Raw genomic sequence first — 21512 nt, 5'->3', positions numbered from 1 at the left:
ATTCCTCCTGATCACTTTTTAATTTAAATTTATTAAGAATTAATGCTTTCTGTTTTTCCGGACCACTTGCTCATGCCCGGTATAACGTTAATTACCTTATTAAAGCCTTTTTCTGTAAGCTTTTGTGCAGCTAAATCGCTTCGGCTTCCGGTACGGCATACAACATATATTTCTTTTTCCTTATTAAGCTCATTCATTCGTTCTTCCAGTTCCCCTAAAGGAATGGAAACTGCTCCGGGAATGTGGTTAAACACATATTCTGCCGATTCCCTTACATCAAGGACAATAATATCATCCTTTTCTTTTAATTTATTTTCTAACTCCTCATTGTCTGCCACCTTGGGATGTTTTTTCTCAATAGTTTCCTCATCAGAGGATTTTCTTAAATAATGCTTCAGAACATCTCCTTCTTCAATAGTTCCTAGATATTGATGTCCGGTACTTTCTGCCCAGGCTTTAATGTCAGCCTTTGAGCCTCTGTCTGTTGCCAGGACCTCCAGTATTTCTCCTGCGTGTAAATCCTTGATTTTCTTTTTGGTTTTTACAATAGGCATTGGACAAACCATTCCTCTTGCATCTAAAATCGTATCTGCTTTTATATTTTCCATTATAAATCCTCCTCTCATATACCCACGGGGGTATAAAATTATTAAAAAAAATTATATAACCTTACCTTCCCAGTGAATCATACCTCCCCTCATATTAACAGCATTAAAGCCTTGATCCTGTAAAAATTGCGTAGCTAGACCGCTCCTGGCTCCTGAACGGCATACCATTATATATTCTTTTGACTTATCCAGCTCAAACATTCTTACATCCAGAAGTCCTAAGGGAATATTCATTACTCCCGGAATTTTGCCCTGAGCTACTTCATCCGCTTCTCTAACATCTATAAGGTTTAACTTTTTTCCCTGATTTAATAGTTTTTCTACTTCTTTTGCTGAAATTTGCTTCATAGTTTACCTCCTTAAATACTAATATATTGATTCTTGATAAATGCCTATCTGCTTTTTACCAGTAAATTTACAGCCTCTCTTATTAATTCATCTCTTCTATACTCATCCTTGCCGCTTTCCTCAAAGCATTGAATTAAGTTTGAACTTACCAGTACTCCAATAGATTTATCAACTGCGGAACGAACTGCGGAGAGTTGAGTAATGACATCTTTACAATCTTTATTCTCTTCCATCATCTTCAATACTCCTCTAATCTGACCTTCTATCCGTTTCACCCTGTTTTTCACCTGGTCATCATATTCCATATAGTTCATTCCTTTCTTTTGATATTAGTTTCAATTTTTATATTCTGATTGCGTATATTTTTATTTGACTTTGATTGTATTATATACCCCCTGGGGTATAGTGTCAATATGTATTATTATCAAATAATGATTCTTTACAAATTGTATATATTATTTTAAAAATAGACATAAAAAAAACAGCGGTGCTTTTAGAATCCTACACTCCTGCCCTTATCAGTATATTCTACTGTATAAGGAGTAGGGTACAGTTTAAAGCTTTCCGCTGCTTCAATTGCTTTTATTAATAAAACCAGGTTTTTTTCCTTCTTTTGATAATAATTATACCTATAATTCCAATTATTATCCCTAAAAGGCTGACTATCTGTGCCGCCCTAAATCCCATTATCATGAGACTGTCTGTTCTCATTCCTTCAATGAAGATCCTCCCGAGAGAATATAGAGCTATGTAGGAAAAAATAACTATTCCTCTGCGATGATCCTGCCTATTGTAAATTATAATCATTAAAATTATAAATAAAGCTAAATTCCATAAAGATTCATATAAAAAGGTTGGATGGTAGTAGCTCCCATCTATATACATCCCTTTTTGTATAAACTCCGGAAACTTACTTATAAATTCATAGCTTACAGCTCCACCGTGTGCCTCTCCATTCATGAAGTTTCCCCATCTTCCTATGGCTTGAGCTATAGCAAAGGATGGAGCGGCAATGTCCGCCATATCCCAAAAGTTAATCTTTTTAATTTTAGAATATATATAAGCAGTTCCTATTCCAAAGATAAGAGCTCCATGAATAGCGAGCCCACCTTCTCTTATATTAAATATAGACATCAGATTATCCTTATAATTTTCAAATTCAAAAGCTACATAATAGAGCCTTGCTCCAATTACTCCCGGTATAAGGGAAACTAAAAAAGTATCAAGAAAATTATCGAAACTGATGTTCTTAATTCTGCAGTTCAGCTGAGCTATAAGCATACCAACCATAATTCCTGAAGCTATAAGAATACCATACCATCTTATCTCTAATCCAAAAATACTAAACGCTATAGGATCCATTGGTTTCCTCCCTGTGTTTTTTACTTAATTTTAAGATACTTTACCAATTGTTTCAAGAGGGAGATAGATAATTGATATTTGAAAAAGAAGTATTACCCCTAAATAACAGCTGAGTTTTGAATCTCTGCGGTGCCGCTTGTTCATACTTTATCAGCATACCTTACCGGGATTTAAAATATTTAGAGGATCAAAAGCCAGCTTTATTCCCTTCATTATAGATAAACTTTCCTTTGAAAGAGACTGATTTAAATAAACCTTTTTTGCATATCCTATGCCATGCTCTCCGGATACCTGACCTTTAAGCTCCTTAGCTTTTTTATACATATCCTCCATTACTGCCTTAAGCTTAAGCTCCCACTCTTCTTCTCTTAATTCATCCTTAAGGATATATATATGAAGGTTTCCATCCCCGGCATGACCAAACCTTCTTATTCTTATATTATGCTTACTTTCCATTTCGTGAGTGTATTTTACAAATTCAGCCACCTTATTTCTCGGTACTACTACGTCCACCTCATCCATTTCTGTAGTAGATGCCTTTATAGCCTCCAAGAAAGCTCCTCTGGCACTCCATATAGCTTCTTCTCTTTCTTCCGTATTGGAAATAAACACATCCAAAGCTCCATTTTCAAGACAGATATCCGCTACCTTTTCATAGTTATTCTCCACTTCTTCTAAAGAGTTTCCATCGAATTTTAAAAGGAGATATGCATTGGAGCTGTTATCCGGGAATTTTTTTCCTAAAAATTCCTCTGCTGCAACTATAGCCTCTCTCTGCATAAATTCAATAGCTGTAGGTATTGATTTTGATTTTATAATTTTAGGAACAGTATCGATAGCCTTTTCCAGATTTGGAAATGGCACCAAAAGGCTTACGAATCTCTTAGGGAGAGGAAGAAGCTTAAGCACAGCTTTAGTCACTATTCCTAAGGTACCTTCTGAACCTACTATTAAATCCTTCAGGCTGTATCCTGAACTGTTTTTAACAACCTTTCCCCCTACCTCTATCATTTCACCATTTGGAAGCACAACTTCAAGTCCTCTTACATAATCTCTGGTAACACCATATTTAACAGCCCTCATCCCTCCGGCATTGGTGTTTATATTTCCTCCTATGGTAGCTGTTTTCTCACCTGGATCCGGAGGATAAAACAAGTCTCTTTCCTCTACGAATTTGCTTATTTCCATAAGAAGAACCCCAGGCTCTACCGTAAGGGTAAGATTTTCCTCATCCAGCTCAAGTATTTTGTTCATTCCACTTAAATCAATCATGATACCGCCATAAATAGGCACTGAAGCTCCTACCAGTCCTGTTCCTGAACCTCTTGGCGTTACAGGAATTCTTTTTTCATAGGCATATTTCATAATCTTTGAAACTTCCTCAGCATTTGAAGCCTGTATAACTACATCAGGCCTCCTTTTAACCCCGCCTAATTCATCATGGCTGTAATCTTCGTTAATATGCTCCCCTAAAAGAACTTTTTCTTTATCAGAAATTAATGATAATAAACATTCTATATCTGCTGCATCTACAGTTTTATACTCTGAATCTAAGATCTTATTACACTGTAAAATATCCTTTGTCATATCCTATTCCTCCCTTTCAGCCCTTAACGCTTCAATAAGCTGGGGAACTATTTCGTAAATATCCCCTACTATACCATAATGAGCAACCTTGAATATAGGTGCCTTTTCATCTTTATTAATAGCAAATATATAGTCTGAGTTATTCATCCCTGCAGTAAACTGTACTGCTCCGGAAACTCCCAAAGTTATAATAAGTCTAGGTCTTACGGTTCTTCCGCTTAATCCTATCTGCTTTTTAGCATCCTCCCATCCCGCTTCAATTAAAGGACGAGTGGCTGCTACCTGACCTCCTAAAATCTCTGCCAGCTCCTGAGCCATAGCCAAGTCTTTTTGGGACTTTATACCTCTCCCAGCTACAACTATAACTTCAGCATCTGCTATACCGCTTTCCTTTTCCTTTGCAATAACCTTAAACACATTAATTCCTGAGGAGAGCTTTTCTTCTTTTATGGTACAGTGATTAACCTTTCCATGAGCTTCCCCGGATCTTTCAGGAGCGTTCATAACCTTGTATCTAACCGTTGCCAGCTGAGGTCTGGAGTTTGGAGTTACTATCTGTGCCATTATATTTCCTCCAAAAGCAGGTCTTATTTGTACTAAATCAGTATTTTCCTTTATATCTAAAATGGTACAATCAGCAGTTAAACCTGTCCTGAATCTTGCAGCTACCCTTGGAGCTAAGGATCTGCCTATAGCTGTAGCTCCTACTAATACAGCGGTAGGTTTTACATTATTTATAAAATCCTCAAATACAGCAGTATAAGGTTCTATTCTAAAATCCTTTAAATTTTCATCATCATATACAAACACTTCATCCACTCCGTAATGTAAAAGCTCCTGAGCACTTCCGGAAATACCATAGCCCATAAACAGAGCAAACACAGGCTGATTAACCTTTTCTGACAACTCCTTTGCCTTCCCTATAAGCTCAAAGGTCACAGGATGTATATTTCCTTCTACATGGTCTACATATACAGCAATGCCTTTCCACTTAGATTTATCTATACTCTTTATATTTTCCTCTTGAAATGTTACAGCGCCTTTAGGACCCTTCTTTACACATAGCTTGCACATCTTACAGGCTGAATTTATTTCTAATCTTCCCTGATTGTTTTCCATTGCTCCAAAGGGGCATATTTTAATAAGTTCATCTATATTTAATATCTTTTCCTGATTTATAACCAACTTTCCCATTTAATAATCCCCCTAAATAAATTTTAAAGCTTTAAGCTTTCCTATAAGCTTGTGAGTTATTTCCTCTGAGCTTCCTGTCCAGGTTTCCCTATCATTGTTTACCTCAGGAGGAAATATTCTTTCTACCTGAGTGGGTGATCCGTTTAAGCCGTATTTTTTTTCATCCTGATCTTCTAAATCCTTCAGGCTTAATATATTAATTTCTCTATCCTTTGTAGAAAGCTTTTTTCTATAAGAAGGCAGTCTTGGCTCAAATATGTTCTTCTCCACTGTGATTAGACAAGGGTATTGAACCTCTGCCACTTCCACAGTATCAGGCATATCCATTTCTACCACTATGGATGCTTCTCTAAGCTCTACTATCTTTCTTACATTAGCAACATGAGGTATTCCTAAATATTCAGCCATTTCAGGTCCAACCTGTGCGGTATCTCCGTCTGTTGTCTGCTTTCCGCATATTATTATGTCTGCATCTCCCATTTTTCTTACCCCTTGAGAAAGGGTATAAGAGGTAGCAAGCACATCGGCTCCGCCAAACTTTCTGTCTGAGATCAAAGTTCCTTCATCTGCTCCCATCATATATGCTTCTTTTATAACAGCCATAGCCTGAGGAGGCCCCATGCTTATAACGGAAACTTTACCTCCTTTTTCTTCCCTTAGCTTTAATGCTGTTTCTAAAGCATATAAATCATAAGGATTCATCTTAGAATCAATACCATCCCTTTTCAAAACTCCTGTTACAGGGTCTACCTCCACCTTTGAGGTTCCTGGCACCTGCTTTATACAAACGATAATATTCATTTTATTTCCCCCCAAGATTAAATTTATGACAACGATTACCTTATAGGTATCAGATTGTTTTTTCAAATTGGTATGACCAGTTTGTTATATTTTAATAATATCACTGCGTACTATTATTTTCCACAATTGTTATAATATTAACCTTATTAATATAAAATAAAAGCTCTATAAAGCCTAAAACAACGATTTATTCATCTATTATTAGCATAAAGACATAACAAATTTAATTTTATAGTTAATATTTTCACTATATCTGCATCTCCTCTTTTAACATTATCATAATTGGTATGACCAATGATTATCCAAAAAACACGGCGCAGCAATTAACTTAAATCTGCTGCGCCGTGCTTTGCATGCCTTTTATATCATAAAAAACTCTTATTTATAATAATACTATTTCTCATCAAAATTTTTTCTTATAAGGTCAAAGTGACCCTTCATTGCAGAAAATGCCTGATGAGAATCTCCATTGATGAGAGCCTCTAATATTTTCTCATGGTGGATATTTAAATTGCTCCAGGTCTTCTGTGCTTTATATATCTTATTTCTCGAATCTCTTATGAATTCATCAATAAGCTGCGAGATAACCTCAAGTATATTTAATATAAGAATGTTCTTTGAAGCTTTTGCTATGTAGTAATGAAATTTCTTATCTAATAAAATGCTTTCCTCTTCATCCTGAGAAGCTTTAAGGGCTACAAGTATGGACTTCATCTCTTCAGCCTCTTCTGAATCTATTCGTTCAGAGGCTAAAACTACCGTCTGAAGCTCCAATAGCTCCCTGAATTCCAGTATGTCCTCAGCCTTTCCATTATCTAAAATAAACAGGGTGGATAAAGGCTCAAATAAGCTTCCATTAAAGCTTTCCCTTATATAGTTTCCTGCCCCCTGTCGACTTTCGATAAGTCCTATAACTTCTAAAGCTCTTAATGCCTCCCTTACAGAGGTTCTGCTTACCTGAAGCTGCTCTGCCAGTTCCCTTTCTGTGGGTAGCTTATCCCCCTTTTTAATGATCCCCTTAAATATAAGGAGCTTAATCTGCTCCACTACCTGTTCATAAACCCTGGCGTTTTTTATAGGTTTAAACATACTAATCCCCAACTTTCGTCCTATCTCTCTCTAAGGTAAAGTCTACTTTTTCAATCCATAACCTCCGTAAACCGTTTTGGTATCGCTTATGGAGATAACAGAGTTAATTCCGCTGTTTTCTATAAGTTTAATTATTTCATTCTTTCTTTTTCTTTTAACGTGAGCCATAAGTATTTTTTTGTGCTCCTTAAAGCCATCAGCTTCAATAGTTGTAACCCCCAAATTCCGTTCCCTTAAAATTTGAGCAATTTTTAAAGCATCCTGATCAGCCACTATTATATTTATAGTTACAAGGCCTAAGGCAAGCTTTTCTTCAAGGGTTGATCCTAAAAGATTACCTACACCAAAACCTAAAGCATAAACCACCATTCGTATAGGGTCTTCTTGTATTCCTACTAAAACTGAACTTACTAAAACAAGCCATATAGCTACCTCAAATACACCTATAACGGCTCCATATACTTTTTCTCCTCTTGTTATAAGAACCGTTCTGAGAGTCATTAAAGAAACCTCAATGATTTTAGCTATAAATATTAGGAGATAATTTACCATAAACATCCCATCCCAACATTATGTATTTATTAACTATAATAGTATAAACTTCTCAAAAAATAAACCCTTCAAAAGTAACATTAATATTAAAAGTATAGAGATAAAGATATTTTTTTAATTAGAAGAACACGTTCTATTTAAAAACTCACTTGAATATTTAATTAATATTATGGATTTATTATTAGGGGGATTAGCATGGAAAGTCCAAAAAATAAAAAGAAGATAAATAAGAAGAAATTAATGATATACGCAGTTTTTTTGGCCATGTTATTTTCAATTTTTCTCCTAACTGCTTATGGTTTTCATAATAAGGGACGTCTTCCAAAATTCACTTATGTTGATAATATAGACGTATCTTTTATGACCTATGAAGAAGCTTCAGAAAAAATACTTTCTTTAAAACCTAAAGAGTTTCTTCAAAATTCTTTTATAAATATGAAATATAAGGACAACACCGTAACCAAGGCATTATCAGATTTTAATGCAGAATACCATATAGATAAAGCCTTAAAGGAGATTAACCGCATCAGCAGAGAAAGGACTTTTTTAAAAACCATATCCTTACTTTTCATTAAAGAAAAGCCTAAATATAGTATTCCTATTTCCTTCAGCTATTCAAAGGAGGTCATTGGGGAATTATCCAAAGAAGTTTCCAATAAATATAACAAGCTTCCTGTAGATGCAGTTTTGAAAAAGAAGGGTTCAAGCTTTGAAATTGAGAAGGAAGTATCAGGAGTGAATATAAAAGAGCAGGAGCTTAAGGATAAGATTATTAAAGCGGTAGAAAGCTTCACAGGAAGTTCACCATTAAATATTGAAATCCTTATTCCTTTTGAAATAACCAATGCTTTAATAACAGAGGAAATATTAAAGGATTCCCATTCATTGATTGCAGAATTTAAAACCTCTTTAAGCCCTACAGGAAATAGAACAAGCAATATAATAACTGCCGCTGCTGCGGTAAACGGAACATATCTTAAGCCTCAGGAGGTATTTTCCCTGAATAAGGCTCTTGGTTCAAGGACTGCAGCAAAGGGTTATAAATCCGCTCCGGTTTTTTCTAATGGTACAGTTTCTACCGCCATAGCAGGAGGTATATGCCAGCTTGCAACTACCCTATATAACACCGCGTTATTATCCAACATGGATATAGTGGAAAGAAAGCCTCACTCCTTAACTGTAGGATATGTACCTCCAAGTCTTGATGCCACAATAAGTGGTAATAATCCAGACTTTAAATTTAAAAATAATAAAGAAACCCCTATATATATAGAAAGCTATGTAAGCGAAGGATCTCTTTACGTAAATTTCTACGGCAAAAAAGACGAAGGTCCCTATACTTACAAGTTTACAAGCTCTATAATCTCTCAAAAAGGAGGGTATTTAAAGTCACGAGCTTATAAACACACCTATGAAAATGGAAAGCTAATAAAAACTGAGATATTATCTACAGATACCTATAAAATCCATTAACCGCCATTATAAAATAAAAGGGAAAATATCCGGATATTTAATTAAAATTTCCGGATTTTCCCCTTAAATTATCTGCTTATAAATATCTAATTATATTAATAATTTCTTGCAGCTATTTGGAAATACTCCTTTGGATGAAGGCATGCAGGACATTTCTCTGGAGCTTCAAAGGCTTCTAAAATAAATCCGCAGTTTCTGCACTGCCATAGAACCTTTTCATCTCTCTTAAATACTTGTCCATTATTTACGTTTTCTAATAGCTTTAAGTATCTGTCTTCATGCTCTTTCTCAACCTTTGAAATCATGTCGTATGCTATAGCTATTTCAGGAAAGCCCTCTTCTCTTGCTATAGCAGCAAATCCTGGATACATATCGCTCCATTCTTCATTTTCTCCCATAGCAGCGGCTTTTAGATTGTCAGCTGTATTATCATATAATGCTACCGGATAGGAAGCTGTGATTTCTATAGCTTCACCTTGATAATCTTCTTTTAAAAATTTATAAAATCTTTTAGCATGTTCTTTTTCCTGCTCTGCAGTTTCAATAAATATCTCTGCTATCTGAAGATATCCTTGTTTTCTTGCTACGCTTGAATAATAGGTATATCTCATTCTTGCCTGAGATTCTCCTGCAAAAGATTTTAAAAGATTTTCTGCTGTTTTAGTTCCTTTTAATGATTTCATAATGATCCTCCCCGCCTTAAAATATGAATATTTTTTGATAATTATTTAACACTATATCTATATCCTTGATTTAATATTAACAATTTATATATATTTTGTCAATAATAATTATTATTATTAAGCAACAGTTGCAAAATTATAGTGATATCAATATAATATAACCATAGATGTCCTGCTATCTATATGAAATAATGAAAGGAAGTTCACTATGAAAATAGATAACATTGATAGTTATTTAAGAGAAAAAGACGTAAAGCCATCTTATCAGAGAACAAAGATATTTCAATATATATTAGATAATCATAACCACCCTACCGTTAATCAAATATATGAAGCTTTAACGGATAAAATTCCTACTTTGTCAAAAACCACAGTTTATAATACACTGAATCTATTTATTGAAAAGAAGCTTGTAGAAATTATAACTATAGAAGGCAACGAAGCAAGATATGATATTTATAATCCTAATGATCATGCTCATTTTAAATGTCAACTATGTAAAAATCTTTTTGACATACATTTAGATTTCAGCAAAATGTCACTTAAAGAGCTGGAGGATTATAAAATAAATGAGCAGCACATACATTTTATAGGCATTTGCCCTGAGTGTGCTAAAAAGCAAATATAATGGATACTAATCATTAAGCTGTTTTAAAAGATTGTAAATAATTCTTTTAAAACAGCTTTTTTCTTTTAAACCCCTTGACAAAAGAATAAATAACAATTATTATTAAATTGTAATCAATACAAATTTAAAACAAATTCAAAGGAGTAGATAGTATGAAAAATAAAGAAAACTTATTAAAGGAACTTAATATATATTTAGCTAATTTAAACATCTTAAATGTAAAGCTTCATAATTATCATTGGAATATTCAAGGGAGAGGATTCTTTGAGCTTCACAGTAAATTTGAAGAGCTTTATAATAAAGCCTCTGAAGATTTAGACCAGGTTGCAGAAAGAATGTTGATTTTAGGTTCAAGGCCCGCTGCAAGCATGAAGGATTATCTTCAGTTATCAACCATGGAGGAAAAATCCAGTGAGGGTATCTCCTCCTTAGATGCTGTAAAAGCTTTAAAAGAGGATTATAACTTAATGTATAATCATTCTATGGAAATAATAAACCTTGCAGAGGAATCAGGAGATCCCGTTACTGCAGATATGATGACTGACTTTGCCGCAGACTATGAAAAAACTCTTTGGATGATAAGAGCATATCTTGGATAATTATAAATACTATATTTAAAGTAATTAAAAGAGCTGATGCACAGACTCCCCATTCCTGTGCATCAGCTCTTTTTTCTAAAGAAAATTTATCCTTACCAAAGTATTTTCTATATTCATTCATCTTTATGATTAAATTCCCATTAAATATATTATAGGAAGAAGAATTATATATAAAGATATAAATAAAGCTGCTACAGAAGCTATAGGCGCAGCTATTAATATTGTGAAAAAGAATATATAAGGATGCTTTTCCAAATATGATTCTGAAGCTTTTATAACATGAATATATTTATCTTTAAAATTAATGCATTGACATTCTTTCATTACCTGTGGTTTTACCATGATATATTCTCCTTTACTATTCCTAAAATCATCGAAAAATTATATGTATTTGACTATAATATACTCTTATTTAAATAAAAATGGGGTTAAGAAAACACCGTGGATATAAAGGTTTAATTAAGATGAATAATCTTAGCAAATCCTTTATATCCACGGCGTAATTATAACGAAATTAATTTATAGCATAAAAAAGCTGACAGACTTATAAATCTGACAGCTAAATAAACTATGGCGGAGAGAAAGGGATTTGAACCCTTGTTACGCAAAGCGTAAACTTGTTTTCGAGACAAGCTCCTTCGGCCACTCGGACACCTCTCCATAATGTATACTGAAGTTATTATATAGAAAAATCGCTAAAATTTCAATGATATTTACAATTAAATAACTTCAGCATACCCTTATTTTCTTTTTATATACCCAAAAGCCATACAGCCATGGAGAAATATATGAATAGAGCAATAGAATCTACTATAGTGGTTATTAATGGACTTGCCATTATGGCAGGATCCAATTTTAGCTTTTTAGCGGCCATAGGAAGCAGTCCTCCTATAACTTTTGCAAGTATTACTGTAGCAAATAAGCTTACACATACAGTAATGGACATTAGTAACTCTACCTTTTCAAAATAGTATAATCTTATGAAGTTAACTGCTGAAAGCACTGAACCTGCAATAAGGCTCACGCCTAATTCCTTTCTCATAACCTTAAATACATCTTTAAGTTTTATTTCACCTAAGGCTAATCCTCTTATAACCAAAGTAGAGGATTGTGACCCTGCATTTCCTCCGGTATCCATAAGCATAGGGATAAAGGCGGTTAAAAGCACTACGGATTGAAGAACATCTTCATATCTTTTAATTATATTTCCTGTAAAGGTTGCTGATATCATTAAAACCAAAAGCCATATTATCCTGTGTTTGGCTAGGGACCATACGTTGGTTTTTAAATATTCCTCTTCTGTAGGCTCCATAGCAGCCATGAGCTGAAAGTCTTCAGTAGCCTCCTGATCAATTATATCTATAATGTCGTCTATAGTTATAATTCCTACCAGCCTGTTTTCATTATCAGTTACAGGTATGGTAACTAAATCATACTTTTTAAACAGCTCTGCAATATATTCCTGGTCATCTAAAGTGGTTACATATATAATGTCGGTTTTCATAATATCCTTAATAGCCACATCCTGATTGCTTAAAATAAGCTTTCTTATAGATACCAATCCCTCAAGCTTTCTATCCTCGCTCATGACATAGCAGGTGTTTATAGTTGCTTTATCTATACCTGTTTTTCTGATATGAGCTATAGCTTCCTTTACTGTCATCTCCTTCTTCAGATCCACATATTCAATGGTCATTATACTTCCGCCGGAACTGTCAGGATAGTTTAAAAACTGATTTATAAGATTCCTTCTGTCTTGGGATGTGTTTTTTAATATCTTTTTTACAACATTAGCAGGAAGTTCTTCAAGGACATCTACAGCTTCATCCATAAACAGGTCTTCCATTATGCCTGATATTTCTATATCTGTTATGGATTCAACTATATGAGCTCTCTGTTCCCTATCTAAATAAGTAAATACATCTGCAGCTAAATCCTTTGGAAGAAGCCTGAATACCCTAACTACATCCTCCATCTCAAGCTCTTCAAAAAGCTGTGCTATATCCACAGCATTATGCTTCATAAGTTCTTTTTTTGCTTCTAAAAGCTTTTTTTCTCTTATAAGTTCTACAATATTCATTTTTTAAGACCTCCTAAAAGAGAGTCCTAAAAAATAAATACTAAAATTTAAGACTCTCTTATTATATTTTGCCTACTTAACGGCCCATCATCCATATTTTTTATTACCTCCATTTTATAAGCCCTCCACATAGGAAGGCTGAATTAATTTTACCTATAAATACTTTTTAATTTCTTCGGCAGTTACTACTCTTCCCATAATCTTTACCTTTTCATCCACTACCAGAGCAGGGGTTTTCATCACGCCGTAAGACATTATCTCTTTAATATCGCTTACCTTCTGTACTTCTGCATTTAAATTAAGCTCTTCAACAGCTTTTTTGGCATTTTCCTCAAGCTTTTTACAGTTGGCACAGCCGGTTCCTAAAATTTTAATAATCATATATACCTCCTTATTCTATATAAAAATAAATGATAAAGCATTAAATAAGTAACCAATTATCATTATTCCTATTGATACTATGACTACGAATATAGTAAGCAGCTTTGGCTTAACCACCTTACCCAGCATTATTATTGAAGGAAGTGAAAGAGCGGTAACTGCCATCATAAAGGAAAGCACAGTACCTATGCCTACCCCTTTTCCAAAGAGAGCTTCTGCAATAGGAAGGGTTCCAAAAATATCCGCATACATAGGAATCCCTACAGCAGTGGCTATAATCACAGCAAAAGGATTATTTCCTCCTATTATTGTCTCTATTATATGTGTAGGTATCCAGTTGTGAATAAGAGCTCCTATACCAACCCCTATTATAACATACATCCAGACTCTTTGAATAATCTCTTTTACTTGACTTTTACTGTAGAAAGTTCTCTCCTTTATGGTAAGCTCAATAGGTTCAATATCAGGACTTTCTATTTCCCTTACATATCCCTCTACATAGCTTTCCATATTAAGCTTATCTATGAGAGTTCCTCCTAAAACAGCAAGTACAATACCAACTATAACATAAGCTAAAGCTATCTTTATTCCAAAAAAGGACATTAAAATTAAAAAGGAAGCTAGATCCACTAAAGGGGATGAGATTAAAAAGGAAAAGGTTATCCCTAAAGGAAGCCCTGCAGATGTAAATCCTATAAAAATAGGTATGCTTGAGCAGCTGCAGAAAGGAGTTACAGTGCCTAAAAGCGCTCCTAATATGTTACCTTTAATACCCTTTATTCCTCCTAAAAGCTTCTTTGTCCTCTCCGGAGGGAAGTAGCTTTGAATATAGGATATAAGGAATATCAGTACGGAAAGCAATATAAATATCTTTATGGTATCATATATAAAAAAGTGCAGACTTCCTCCAATCCGCTCGGAAACCGACAGATTTAATATATCCTCCACAAGCCTTCTCACAAGCTCTGAAAGCCAGTTCATCTTTAAAAATTCATTATTAATAAAACTAAAAAAAGCATTTATTATTTCCATTTTATACAATCCCTCTATCTTTTACATAATTTTAAAAACACTTCAGCATCATTTAAATTTTCAATATCCCTTTTAAGTACTTCATAAGCTTCAATATTATCTACTACACTTTTCAATATGCTTTCAAAAAGCTTATCTTTAATATTCAAATAATAATATATAAACTGTTCCTGTCTTTCATCCTGAACAATGCCTAGATCACGAAGCTTTGCAAGATGCTTGGATATCTTAGGCTGTGACTCTCCCATTATTCCCTGAAGCTGACAGACACATAATTTTTTATGATACAGCAAAACAAGTATCCTTAATCTGGTGTCATCAGATAACAATTTAAAAAAATCCGTTAAACTTTCCACTTAATTACCCTTCTCCTTTTTTATATTCTTATATTCCCATATGCGTATATAAGTATTATATTCATTCATACCTTAAAATGTCAATGAATTCAAATATAAAAACTCATAAGATTCTTTTTAATGATTCTTATGAGTTATCCTTTTAATCAAATTTAATTTTGTTGTTTTTTATTCTTAAAACGAGATCCTTAATCTTTTCTTCAATAATTCTAGCAGTTCTTTCAAACTCTTCTTCAGATTTTCCCGTAGGATCTTCAATACCCCAATCTTCTAAATGCCTTCCGGGTAAAATAGGACATACTACATTGCAGCCCATCTTAACAACTATATCCACTGGCGGTATATCATTAAGAAGCTTGGAATACTGCGTTTTCTCCATGTCTATACCATAGAGCCTCTTAATAGTTTTAACTGCATCTTCATTTATTCTAGGTTTTGTTTCCGTACCTGCAGAATATGCATCAATTACTTCAGAACCATATAGCTTTGTTATAGCTTCTGCCATTTGAGATCTACAAGAATTATGAACGCATATAAAAGCCACCTTTAATTTCAAACTTTCTTTCCTCCTATATAAATATAGTATTCATCACTATCTTCTTTAAAGATATCTCTAAAGCCGTTTTTTGCTGCAATGTCAGCTAAATCCTTTATATCTCCAAGCTTATTTGATTTTAATTTATCCTCTATATCTCCATGTCTTCCGTTAATAGCTTCTTTGCTTTCACTATGAGCAATAATCAGCTTTCCCTCAGGATTTAAAAGCTCATAAGCCTTCTGGAAAAACAATTTCTTATTATGAAAGTGAGGATAACAGGAATAAGCCATTATAATATCATAGTGCTCTTCAGTATTATAATATAAAAAATCTTGATTTATAAAATTTAAATTGCGGTATTTATGCTTTCTCTTAGACACCTCTAACATTTTTTCTGCTATATCTAAAGCAGTAACTTGTCCATCTTCTTCTAATTCAGATTCTATATAAGGTATCATCACTCCGGTACCGCTGCCTATATCTAAAACGCTGCTTCCCCTTTTAATATCTGCTTTATCTAAAATATATAAAATCTTTTCTTCCTTATGACAGCACATATTATCCCATTTTTCTGCCACATTATTAAAAAATTCCTTATCCTTCATATCTGTTTAAAGATACTCCCAGGGATTTTTTAAGAGCAAGGACTATAACAGGGATTATTGCAAGCTGAAGAGCTATTCCAGGCAATCCCTTTATAAATATTGCAGATGCAACTGCAGCAAGGTTAAAGGGTCTATGCATAAACATATGAAGTATTAAGTAATTTCCTAAAATATTCACTGCTCTTCCAAGTAACATAGAAGATATCAATGCTGTATATAAATTTCTCTTTCCCTTATTGTAAACTAAGGATAAAACAATTCCGTAGGAAGCCAGCTCCAATATCATTACATATATGATAGGAATAGGCGGCATACCTGTAAACAAGTGGCTTAACACCGGTGTTATTATTCCTACCAATGCTGCATAAAAAGGATTAAGTATAAACCCTCCTATTAAAACAGGAATATGCATTGGTAAAAAGACAGCACCTGCATCCTTTACAGCATGAAAGGCCTGAGGCAGAATTACCCCTATGGCAATAAGTAAGGATGCTCTAATAAGTTGTTTTAAGTTAAATTCCCTCTTCATAAAATCTCTCCTACCCACCAATTTATATTACATTTATATTATACTTTAAATTACAGCTATAACAACAGAACTTTGTTAAAAAATAATCATACTTTTTCTCTATTGTACCTTTAAATTTATATAGTTAATTTCATCTCTTATTTACTCTATTTACATTTAAAACAAAAGAGCCGTGATTTCCTATTGTGGAAAATCACGGCTTTGGTACAGGGGAAGGGATTTGAACCCTCAAAAACTAGTGCCTGAAACTAGCGCGTATGCCGTTCCGCCACCCCTGTATACAAACTATATTATATCAGTATTACTTAATAAAATAAATATCCTTTTCAAAAAAAATTTTATAGCATAAAAAATAAGCAGTACTTTAAATATAAAGAACTGTTTATTTCTGCAGTATATTATTTTTTCATATTTACTTTACAGGCTTTTCTTCTGTTTTGAAAAAATTCCGTAAGCACATCTCCACATTCTTTATTATATTCCCAAAACATCTTAGTGTAGAGATTGAGGTTATCATTTTGAAGGATATTTATTACTGAACCGCAGGCTCCTGCAGAAGGATCTATAGCTCCTATATGTATTTCCGAAATTCTTGCCTGGGCTATAGCACCTGCACACATAATACAGGGTTCCAGGGTAACATATAATGTGCACCCATTAAGCCTCCAGCTGTTAAGCCTTTCTGACGCCTCCTTTATAGCTAAAACCTCAGCATGAGCTAAAGGAGATTTTAAGGTTTCTCTTAAATTATGAGCTCTGCTTATTATTTTTCCTTCTTTAACTATTACTGCTCCTACAGGAACTTCATTAAGCAAAAGGGCTTTTTTGGCTTCTTCTAAAGCTTCCTTCATAAAATCCATATTATCACCGCTTATAAAATTTAAAGCTGCATTTTATTGCAGCTATTTTTGTATTAAGTAAATATCCTTACCTTTTTTATTCTGTTTTTATCTATATCTTCTACTACGAATTTAATATGCTGATATTGAATTTCTTCTGCCTGCTCCGGAAATCTTCCAAGCTGGCCTATAACAAAGCCTCCTACAGAATCAAACTCCTCAGACTCAATATTTATTCCAATCATATCATTAAGATCAGGAATTCTTGTGCTTCCTGATACTACATATTCATCTTCCTTTATTACTTCTATTTCTTTATCCACTTCATCATCGTATTCGTCTTCAATATCACCGACAATTTCTTCAACAAGGTCTTCTATAGTAACTATACCTACAGTTCCGCCATATTCATCTAAAACTACAGATAAATGATTTCTGCTTTTCTTCATTTCCGCAAAAAGATCTGTTATTTTTTTGAACTCAAAGGTATAGTAAGGCTCTCTCATTATATTGGTAACATCGAAATCCGATTCAGGAGTTCCCATTACCAATAAATCTTTTACATTTAATATACCTACTATATCGTCTATGGTTTCATTATATATAGGAATTCTGGAAAACTGCTCGGTTTTTATAACCTGAAGTATTTCCTCATAGCTTGCTTCTGTATCTACAGCTATAATGTCCACTCTCTGAACCATAACATCCTTTACCTGAAGATCTCCGAATTCAAAAACATTATATATCATCTGCTTTTCTTCAATTTCTAGAACGCCTTCTTCTTCGCTGACATCTACCATGGTTTTAAGCTCCTCCTGGGTTATAAATGGCTGAGTAGCATCAGGATTGCCTCCCAAAAGCCTTATAAACAGGGAAGATATATAAGTAAATATCACTACTAAAGGCTTTAATATATAAACAAAAAAAGCAATAGGTTTGCTTACCTTTAGTGATACAGCCTCTGAATTCTGAGCTGCTAAGGATTTTGGAGTTATTTCTCCAAAGATTAAAACTAATATTGTCATAAGACCAGTTGCTATAGCCACACCTTTATCTCCAAAGGTTTTGTAGGATATAGAGGTTGCAAGCGCGGAAGCTGCTATATTAACTACATTATTTCCTACTAAAATACTTCCTAAAAGCTTATGTGGGTTTCCAACTAATTTTTCTACCAAAGCTGCATTTTTAACATTCTCCTCTACCATATGACGTATCCTGATTTTGCTGAGAGACATTAAAGCTGTCTCTGACATTGAAAAGAATGCTGAAAAGCAAAGTAAAACAATAAGTGATACGATCTCCCACGTACTACTAGGTTCCAAAAAAACCACACTCCTATAAACTTTATTATTAAATTTTATTTATCGATATTTTATTATACCATAATTTTAGTTTTATAAATTACTTTTATAAACTTAAATTGAATGAAAACTCTATAAATTGACCTTAAATCACTATATAGCTATTATTTTCAGGGTTTTATCCCCTTTTATAATACAATTTATTCAAAAATAAAGGGTTCTTTAAAAGATATTCTTCTTATCACCTTTTAAAGAACCTTAATATAATTATTTTTCATTAAATTGTACAATACTGAAAAGAAAATGCTTCTTACTAAAAGTAAGCTCTCCTCCAGTGCTGTTACATGCTGAAAAAGAGCTTAGTAAAGGGTATGTAAAAAAATCATTCATGTTAAGAATACTACTTATATGTGTCAATTCTATGACAAAATAAAAAGTTACAGGATAACATTCAGTGGATACTGATATATTTCCCGTAACTTTTTATAAGTGTCTCATTGATTAAATGAGAATACTTTCGGAATTATTTTTTGAATATTCTATATATTTATTATATCCTTAAAAAGCTTTTTTATCAAGCTATTTGCCTCTTATTAAAACATATAAATAAGTAATGGAATTATTTAAAAAAGGTAAAATGTTACAGAAAAATAAATTATGAAATAAATGTTTACTAATATTTGTAATTTATTTAATTATGTTTTATAATTAAATTATTCTTTATATTAAAGTTAACTTTTTATAACTTTTTTTGTTACTTTTTAAACTTCATTGTTTTAATTGCGTTTTCTAATTTCATTTGTTTGAATTCTGTGGCCTTTTCTAAATTAACCTTTATTCCTTTCGAATGTAAGATAAAAGAACTCCAATCTTAGGTTTAAGCCATTTTACCTATATTACTATTTTAACATAACTGCTTTCATTATTTTTATATGATTTATTACATAATATATAGATTGTTTTTTCCATTTATATACCAGGGTATTTCCCTGCATTTATAAGGAAAGGAGTTATCATGAATATTAGATTGAAAGATATTTATATCGGTAACACCAATGGTGATGACGAAGCTAACCACAGCAATTTTAAAGAATTGTTTTATAAGGATAATGAAAAGTATGATGAACTATTAAACGATAGCCTAAAATTTATAGTATCCGGCCAGAAAGGCAGCGGAAAAACTATTTTAGGCAGATATATACAAGCTGAGGTAAACTCTCAGGATAACAGCGTATGTACTATCATAAATAAAAATGTTGTTACCTTCCAAAAACTCATTGAACTAGGTCCTGCTCATTTAGATGTGGATGAATATACTTCTTTTTTTAAATGGGTGGTGTATAGAGAAATAAGCAAATGTATAATAGGCAAAAACATAAATTTTTTAAATAGAGATGAGATGAGTTTTTTTAAAAATGCATCAGATGCAATGAAGTATAAATCCAGCCTCCGTAACCTTAAATCCTTCTTTAATGTGCGATATCAAAAAGGCAATTATAAATGTGACTCATACACTACAGAGGATCAACTAGGTGGCAGCGGCAGTATAGAAAGCGTAATAATAAATTATAAATCCAGCCTTAATGCTTTAAAGAAAAAAGCAAAAAAATATGATTGTAAAAAATATTATGAATGCCTGCTTGAGGTTCAGAATTGGATATTGACCTGTCTATCTTATCTCAATGTCATTATAATTTTAGACGACCTGGATGAGCTGGAACTTAAGCTGGATGATTCCAGTACAAGTGCTAAATTCTTGTTAAGGCTCATTGAAGCAATTAATGAGGTAAATATTTTATTTAACGAAAACAACATAAAAAAATCAAAATGTATTATTTTGATGAGATCAGACATATTGCAGGAAATAAATAAACACTCATCAAACCTCAGTAAGATCAGAGATGATAAAGAGGTGAACCTTTATTGGATAGACAAGCACTATAACTTCCCCTATGAACATGTATTAATGGAGATGATTTTAAACAAAATAAGAGTATCCTGCAGCAAGCTGTCGGACTTAAGCAATGAAGAATTATATAAAGCTCTGTTTCCGGAAAAGGTAGACAATAAAGATATGGTAAGGTATATAATCGATTATAGCTTTGGAAGACCCAGAGATTTTATCCGTTATTTGCAGATAGTTATCCGTGAATATCCCAATGAATCTAAAATAACCAGCAGCATGATTGCTCACTGTAAAAAAGATTATTCAGATAAATTCTGCAGCGAATTATACAATGAACTTTATATACATCTGGATAATGAATATGTAGATCAGCTTTTAAGCTTACTTAAGGATCTTAGGAAAAAATCCTTTGATTATACCACCATAGAACGGTTTTATGAAGAAAATCGGGAGGATTATCCTAAAATAACAAGCATAAAAACAGCCATTGAAAACTTATACAAATACAGTATCATAGGCAACACCTGGAAGAAGGGAGAACAATCCAGATTTTCCTGGGCATATAGAAAAGATGGAGATAAAAATATAGATTTTACCAAAAGGTTTACCGTCCATTTTGCATTAAGACGATATTTATTTCTGGAATGAAAAAAGCACAAATGTATAATTTGTGCTTTCATTTCGGGCATCTACATCCCTACTAAATTACGGGCATCTACATCCCTAACTGATTTTCCTCTATAGACATTAAATGCCTACTTGGTATCTATATAATTTTACATAAATTCTAATTCAAAGATAATAACCATTACACACCTAATCATTGTAATATAACTGTAATTAAATGTAAACACATTTCATATAAAAAATATAAAATTTTATTAATTACATTATATAACAAAATGCTATCAAATAATATTAACTTTTTAATAATAATTATAATTTAGATTTCAGTTCTATATTATTTATGCACACATTACATATTATGCGTATCCATATATTTTTGCTACCTGATTAAAAT

Annotated in this window: 24 protein-coding genes and 2 tRNA genes; 4 read left to right on the top strand and 22 right to left on the bottom strand. The window is 33.0% G+C overall.

The features are described from left to right. Positions 1–32: 32 nt before the first annotated feature. From TA89_RS17235 to TA89_RS17195, 9 genes are all read right to left on the bottom strand, one after another. A complete protein-coding gene (locus tag TA89_RS17235; protein WP_040215218.1) occupies positions 33–608 on the bottom strand; it encodes a sulfurtransferase TusA family protein in 576 nt (191 codons plus the stop codon). A gap of 51 nt (positions 609–659) precedes the next feature. Beyond that, entirely contained in the window at positions 660–956 is a 297-nt protein-coding gene (locus tag TA89_RS17230; RefSeq protein WP_040215216.1) for a rhodanese-like domain-containing protein, read from the bottom strand. A 44-nt stretch (positions 957–1000) separates the two neighbouring features. Next, positions 1001–1261: a metal-sensitive transcriptional regulator gene (locus tag TA89_RS17225; RefSeq protein WP_040215215.1), complete on the bottom strand. Its 261-nt coding sequence runs from the start codon at positions 1259–1261 to the stop codon at positions 1001–1003. A gap of 280 nt (positions 1262–1541) precedes the next feature. Beyond that, a complete protein-coding gene (lgt, locus tag TA89_RS17220; protein WP_040215213.1) occupies positions 1542–2318 on the bottom strand; it encodes a prolipoprotein diacylglyceryl transferase in 777 nt (258 codons plus the stop codon). A 150-nt stretch (positions 2319–2468) separates the two neighbouring features. Continuing rightward, positions 2469–3905, bottom strand: coding sequence for an FAD-binding oxidoreductase (locus TA89_RS17215; RefSeq protein ID WP_040215211.1), 1437 nt, complete (start codon positions 3903–3905; stop codon positions 2469–2471). A gap of 3 nt (positions 3906–3908) precedes the next feature. After that, complete coding sequence (locus tag TA89_RS17210) at positions 3909–5099, bottom strand: electron transfer flavoprotein subunit alpha (RefSeq protein WP_040215209.1); 1191 nt, start codon at positions 5097–5099, stop codon at positions 3909–3911. Positions 5100–5111: 12 nt separating this feature from the next. Then, positions 5112–5900, bottom strand: coding sequence for an electron transfer flavoprotein subunit beta/FixA family protein (locus TA89_RS17205; RefSeq protein ID WP_040215206.1), 789 nt, complete (start codon positions 5898–5900; stop codon positions 5112–5114). 393 nt (positions 5901–6293) lie between these two features. Next, entirely contained in the window at positions 6294–6989 is a 696-nt protein-coding gene (locus TA89_RS17200) for a FadR/GntR family transcriptional regulator (RefSeq protein ID WP_040215204.1), read from the bottom strand. 42 nt (positions 6990–7031) lie between these two features. Further along, the gene (locus tag TA89_RS17195) at positions 7032–7541 is read right to left on the bottom strand and encodes a DUF2179 domain-containing protein (RefSeq protein ID WP_082023997.1); all 510 of its coding nucleotides are present in this window, start codon (positions 7539–7541) and stop codon (positions 7032–7034) included. A gap of 195 nt (positions 7542–7736) precedes the next feature. Here TA89_RS17195 and TA89_RS17190 point away from each other — a divergent pair, with 195 nt between their 5' ends. Further along, entirely contained in the window at positions 7737–9014 is a 1278-nt protein-coding gene (locus TA89_RS17190) for a VanW family protein (RefSeq protein ID WP_040215200.1), read from the top strand. A 95-nt stretch (positions 9015–9109) separates the two neighbouring features. Here TA89_RS17190 and rbr read toward each other — a convergent pair whose 3' ends face one another. Next, positions 9110–9697, bottom strand: a complete 588-nt coding sequence (rbr, locus tag TA89_RS17185) for a rubrerythrin (protein WP_040215197.1) — start codon at positions 9695–9697, stop codon at positions 9110–9112. Between the two features lie 208 nt (positions 9698–9905). Between rbr and TA89_RS17180 the strand changes: the two genes are divergently transcribed. Both TA89_RS17180 and TA89_RS17175 read left to right on the top strand, forming a co-directional pair. Beyond that, positions 9906–10325, top strand: a complete 420-nt coding sequence (locus tag TA89_RS17180) for a Fur family transcriptional regulator (RefSeq protein ID WP_040215195.1) — start codon at positions 9906–9908, stop codon at positions 10323–10325. Between the two features lie 152 nt (positions 10326–10477). Further along, positions 10478–10924 (top strand): Dps family protein, encoded by a 447-nt coding sequence (locus TA89_RS17175; RefSeq protein WP_040215193.1) that lies wholly within the window; start codon positions 10478–10480, stop codon positions 10922–10924. A 129-nt stretch (positions 10925–11053) separates the two neighbouring features. Here the strand turns inward: TA89_RS17175 and TA89_RS17170 are convergent, their stop codons facing one another. The 12 genes from TA89_RS17170 to TA89_RS17115 all read right to left on the bottom strand — a co-directional run bounded on the left by TA89_RS17170 (position 11054) and on the right by TA89_RS17115 (position 18606). Next, positions 11054–11266, bottom strand: a complete 213-nt coding sequence (locus tag TA89_RS17170; protein ID WP_040215192.1) for a hypothetical protein — start codon at positions 11264–11266, stop codon at positions 11054–11056. A 229-nt stretch (positions 11267–11495) separates the two neighbouring features. Further along, positions 11496–11584, bottom strand: a tRNA-Ser gene (locus TA89_RS17165). A 91-nt stretch (positions 11585–11675) separates the two neighbouring features. Beyond that, positions 11676–13004, bottom strand: a complete 1329-nt coding sequence (gene mgtE / locus TA89_RS17160) for a magnesium transporter (RefSeq protein WP_040215190.1) — start codon at positions 13002–13004, stop codon at positions 11676–11678. A gap of 153 nt (positions 13005–13157) precedes the next feature. Further along, positions 13158–13385 (bottom strand): thioredoxin family protein, encoded by a 228-nt coding sequence (locus TA89_RS17155; RefSeq protein WP_040215187.1) that lies wholly within the window; start codon positions 13383–13385, stop codon positions 13158–13160. 15 nt (positions 13386–13400) lie between these two features. Beyond that, a complete protein-coding gene (locus TA89_RS17150) occupies positions 13401–14417 on the bottom strand; it encodes a permease (protein ID WP_040215185.1) in 1017 nt (338 codons plus the stop codon). 14 nt (positions 14418–14431) lie between these two features. Beyond that, positions 14432–14773 carry an ArsR/SmtB family transcription factor gene (locus tag TA89_RS17145; protein WP_040215184.1) on the bottom strand — a complete coding sequence of 114 codons (342 nt, stop codon included), beginning with the start codon at positions 14771–14773 and terminating at the stop codon, positions 14432–14434. A 142-nt stretch (positions 14774–14915) separates the two neighbouring features. Then, a complete protein-coding gene (locus TA89_RS17140) occupies positions 14916–15329 on the bottom strand; it encodes an arsenate reductase ArsC (RefSeq protein ID WP_040215182.1) in 414 nt (137 codons plus the stop codon). Next, complete coding sequence (locus tag TA89_RS17135) at positions 15326–15916, bottom strand: class I SAM-dependent DNA methyltransferase (protein WP_040215181.1); 591 nt, start codon at positions 15914–15916, stop codon at positions 15326–15328. Before TA89_RS17135 ends, TA89_RS17140 begins: the two co-directional genes overlap by 4 nt. Next, a complete protein-coding gene (locus tag TA89_RS17130; RefSeq protein WP_040215179.1) occupies positions 15906–16445 on the bottom strand; it encodes an ECF transporter S component in 540 nt (179 codons plus the stop codon). Before TA89_RS17130 ends, TA89_RS17135 begins: the two co-directional genes overlap by 11 nt. A gap of 202 nt (positions 16446–16647) precedes the next feature. Then, positions 16648–16723: transfer RNA gene (locus TA89_RS17125), tRNA-Leu, on the bottom strand. Between the two features lie 120 nt (positions 16724–16843). Continuing rightward, the gene (locus TA89_RS17120) at positions 16844–17305 is read right to left on the bottom strand and encodes a nucleoside deaminase (RefSeq protein ID WP_040215177.1); all 462 of its coding nucleotides are present in this window, start codon (positions 17303–17305) and stop codon (positions 16844–16846) included. A gap of 53 nt (positions 17306–17358) precedes the next feature. Then, positions 17359–18606: an HlyC/CorC family transporter gene (locus tag TA89_RS17115; protein WP_040215175.1), complete on the bottom strand. Its 1248-nt coding sequence runs from the start codon at positions 18604–18606 to the stop codon at positions 17359–17361. A gap of 994 nt (positions 18607–19600) precedes the next feature. Between TA89_RS17115 and TA89_RS17110 the strand changes: the two genes are divergently transcribed. Next, the gene (locus TA89_RS17110) at positions 19601–21139 is read left to right on the top strand and encodes a P-loop ATPase, Sll1717 family (RefSeq protein ID WP_040215173.1); all 1539 of its coding nucleotides are present in this window, start codon (positions 19601–19603) and stop codon (positions 21137–21139) included. Positions 21140–21512 lie beyond the last annotated feature (373 nt).

Source organism: Clostridium polynesiense (genome assembly GCF_000820705.1).
GTDB classification, from domain to species: Bacteria; Bacillota; Clostridia; order Clostridiales; family Clostridiaceae; genus Clostridium_AA; species Clostridium_AA polynesiense.
Note: the sequence above shows the minus strand (reverse complement) of the source record. Positions and strands in the feature narration are given on the sequence as shown.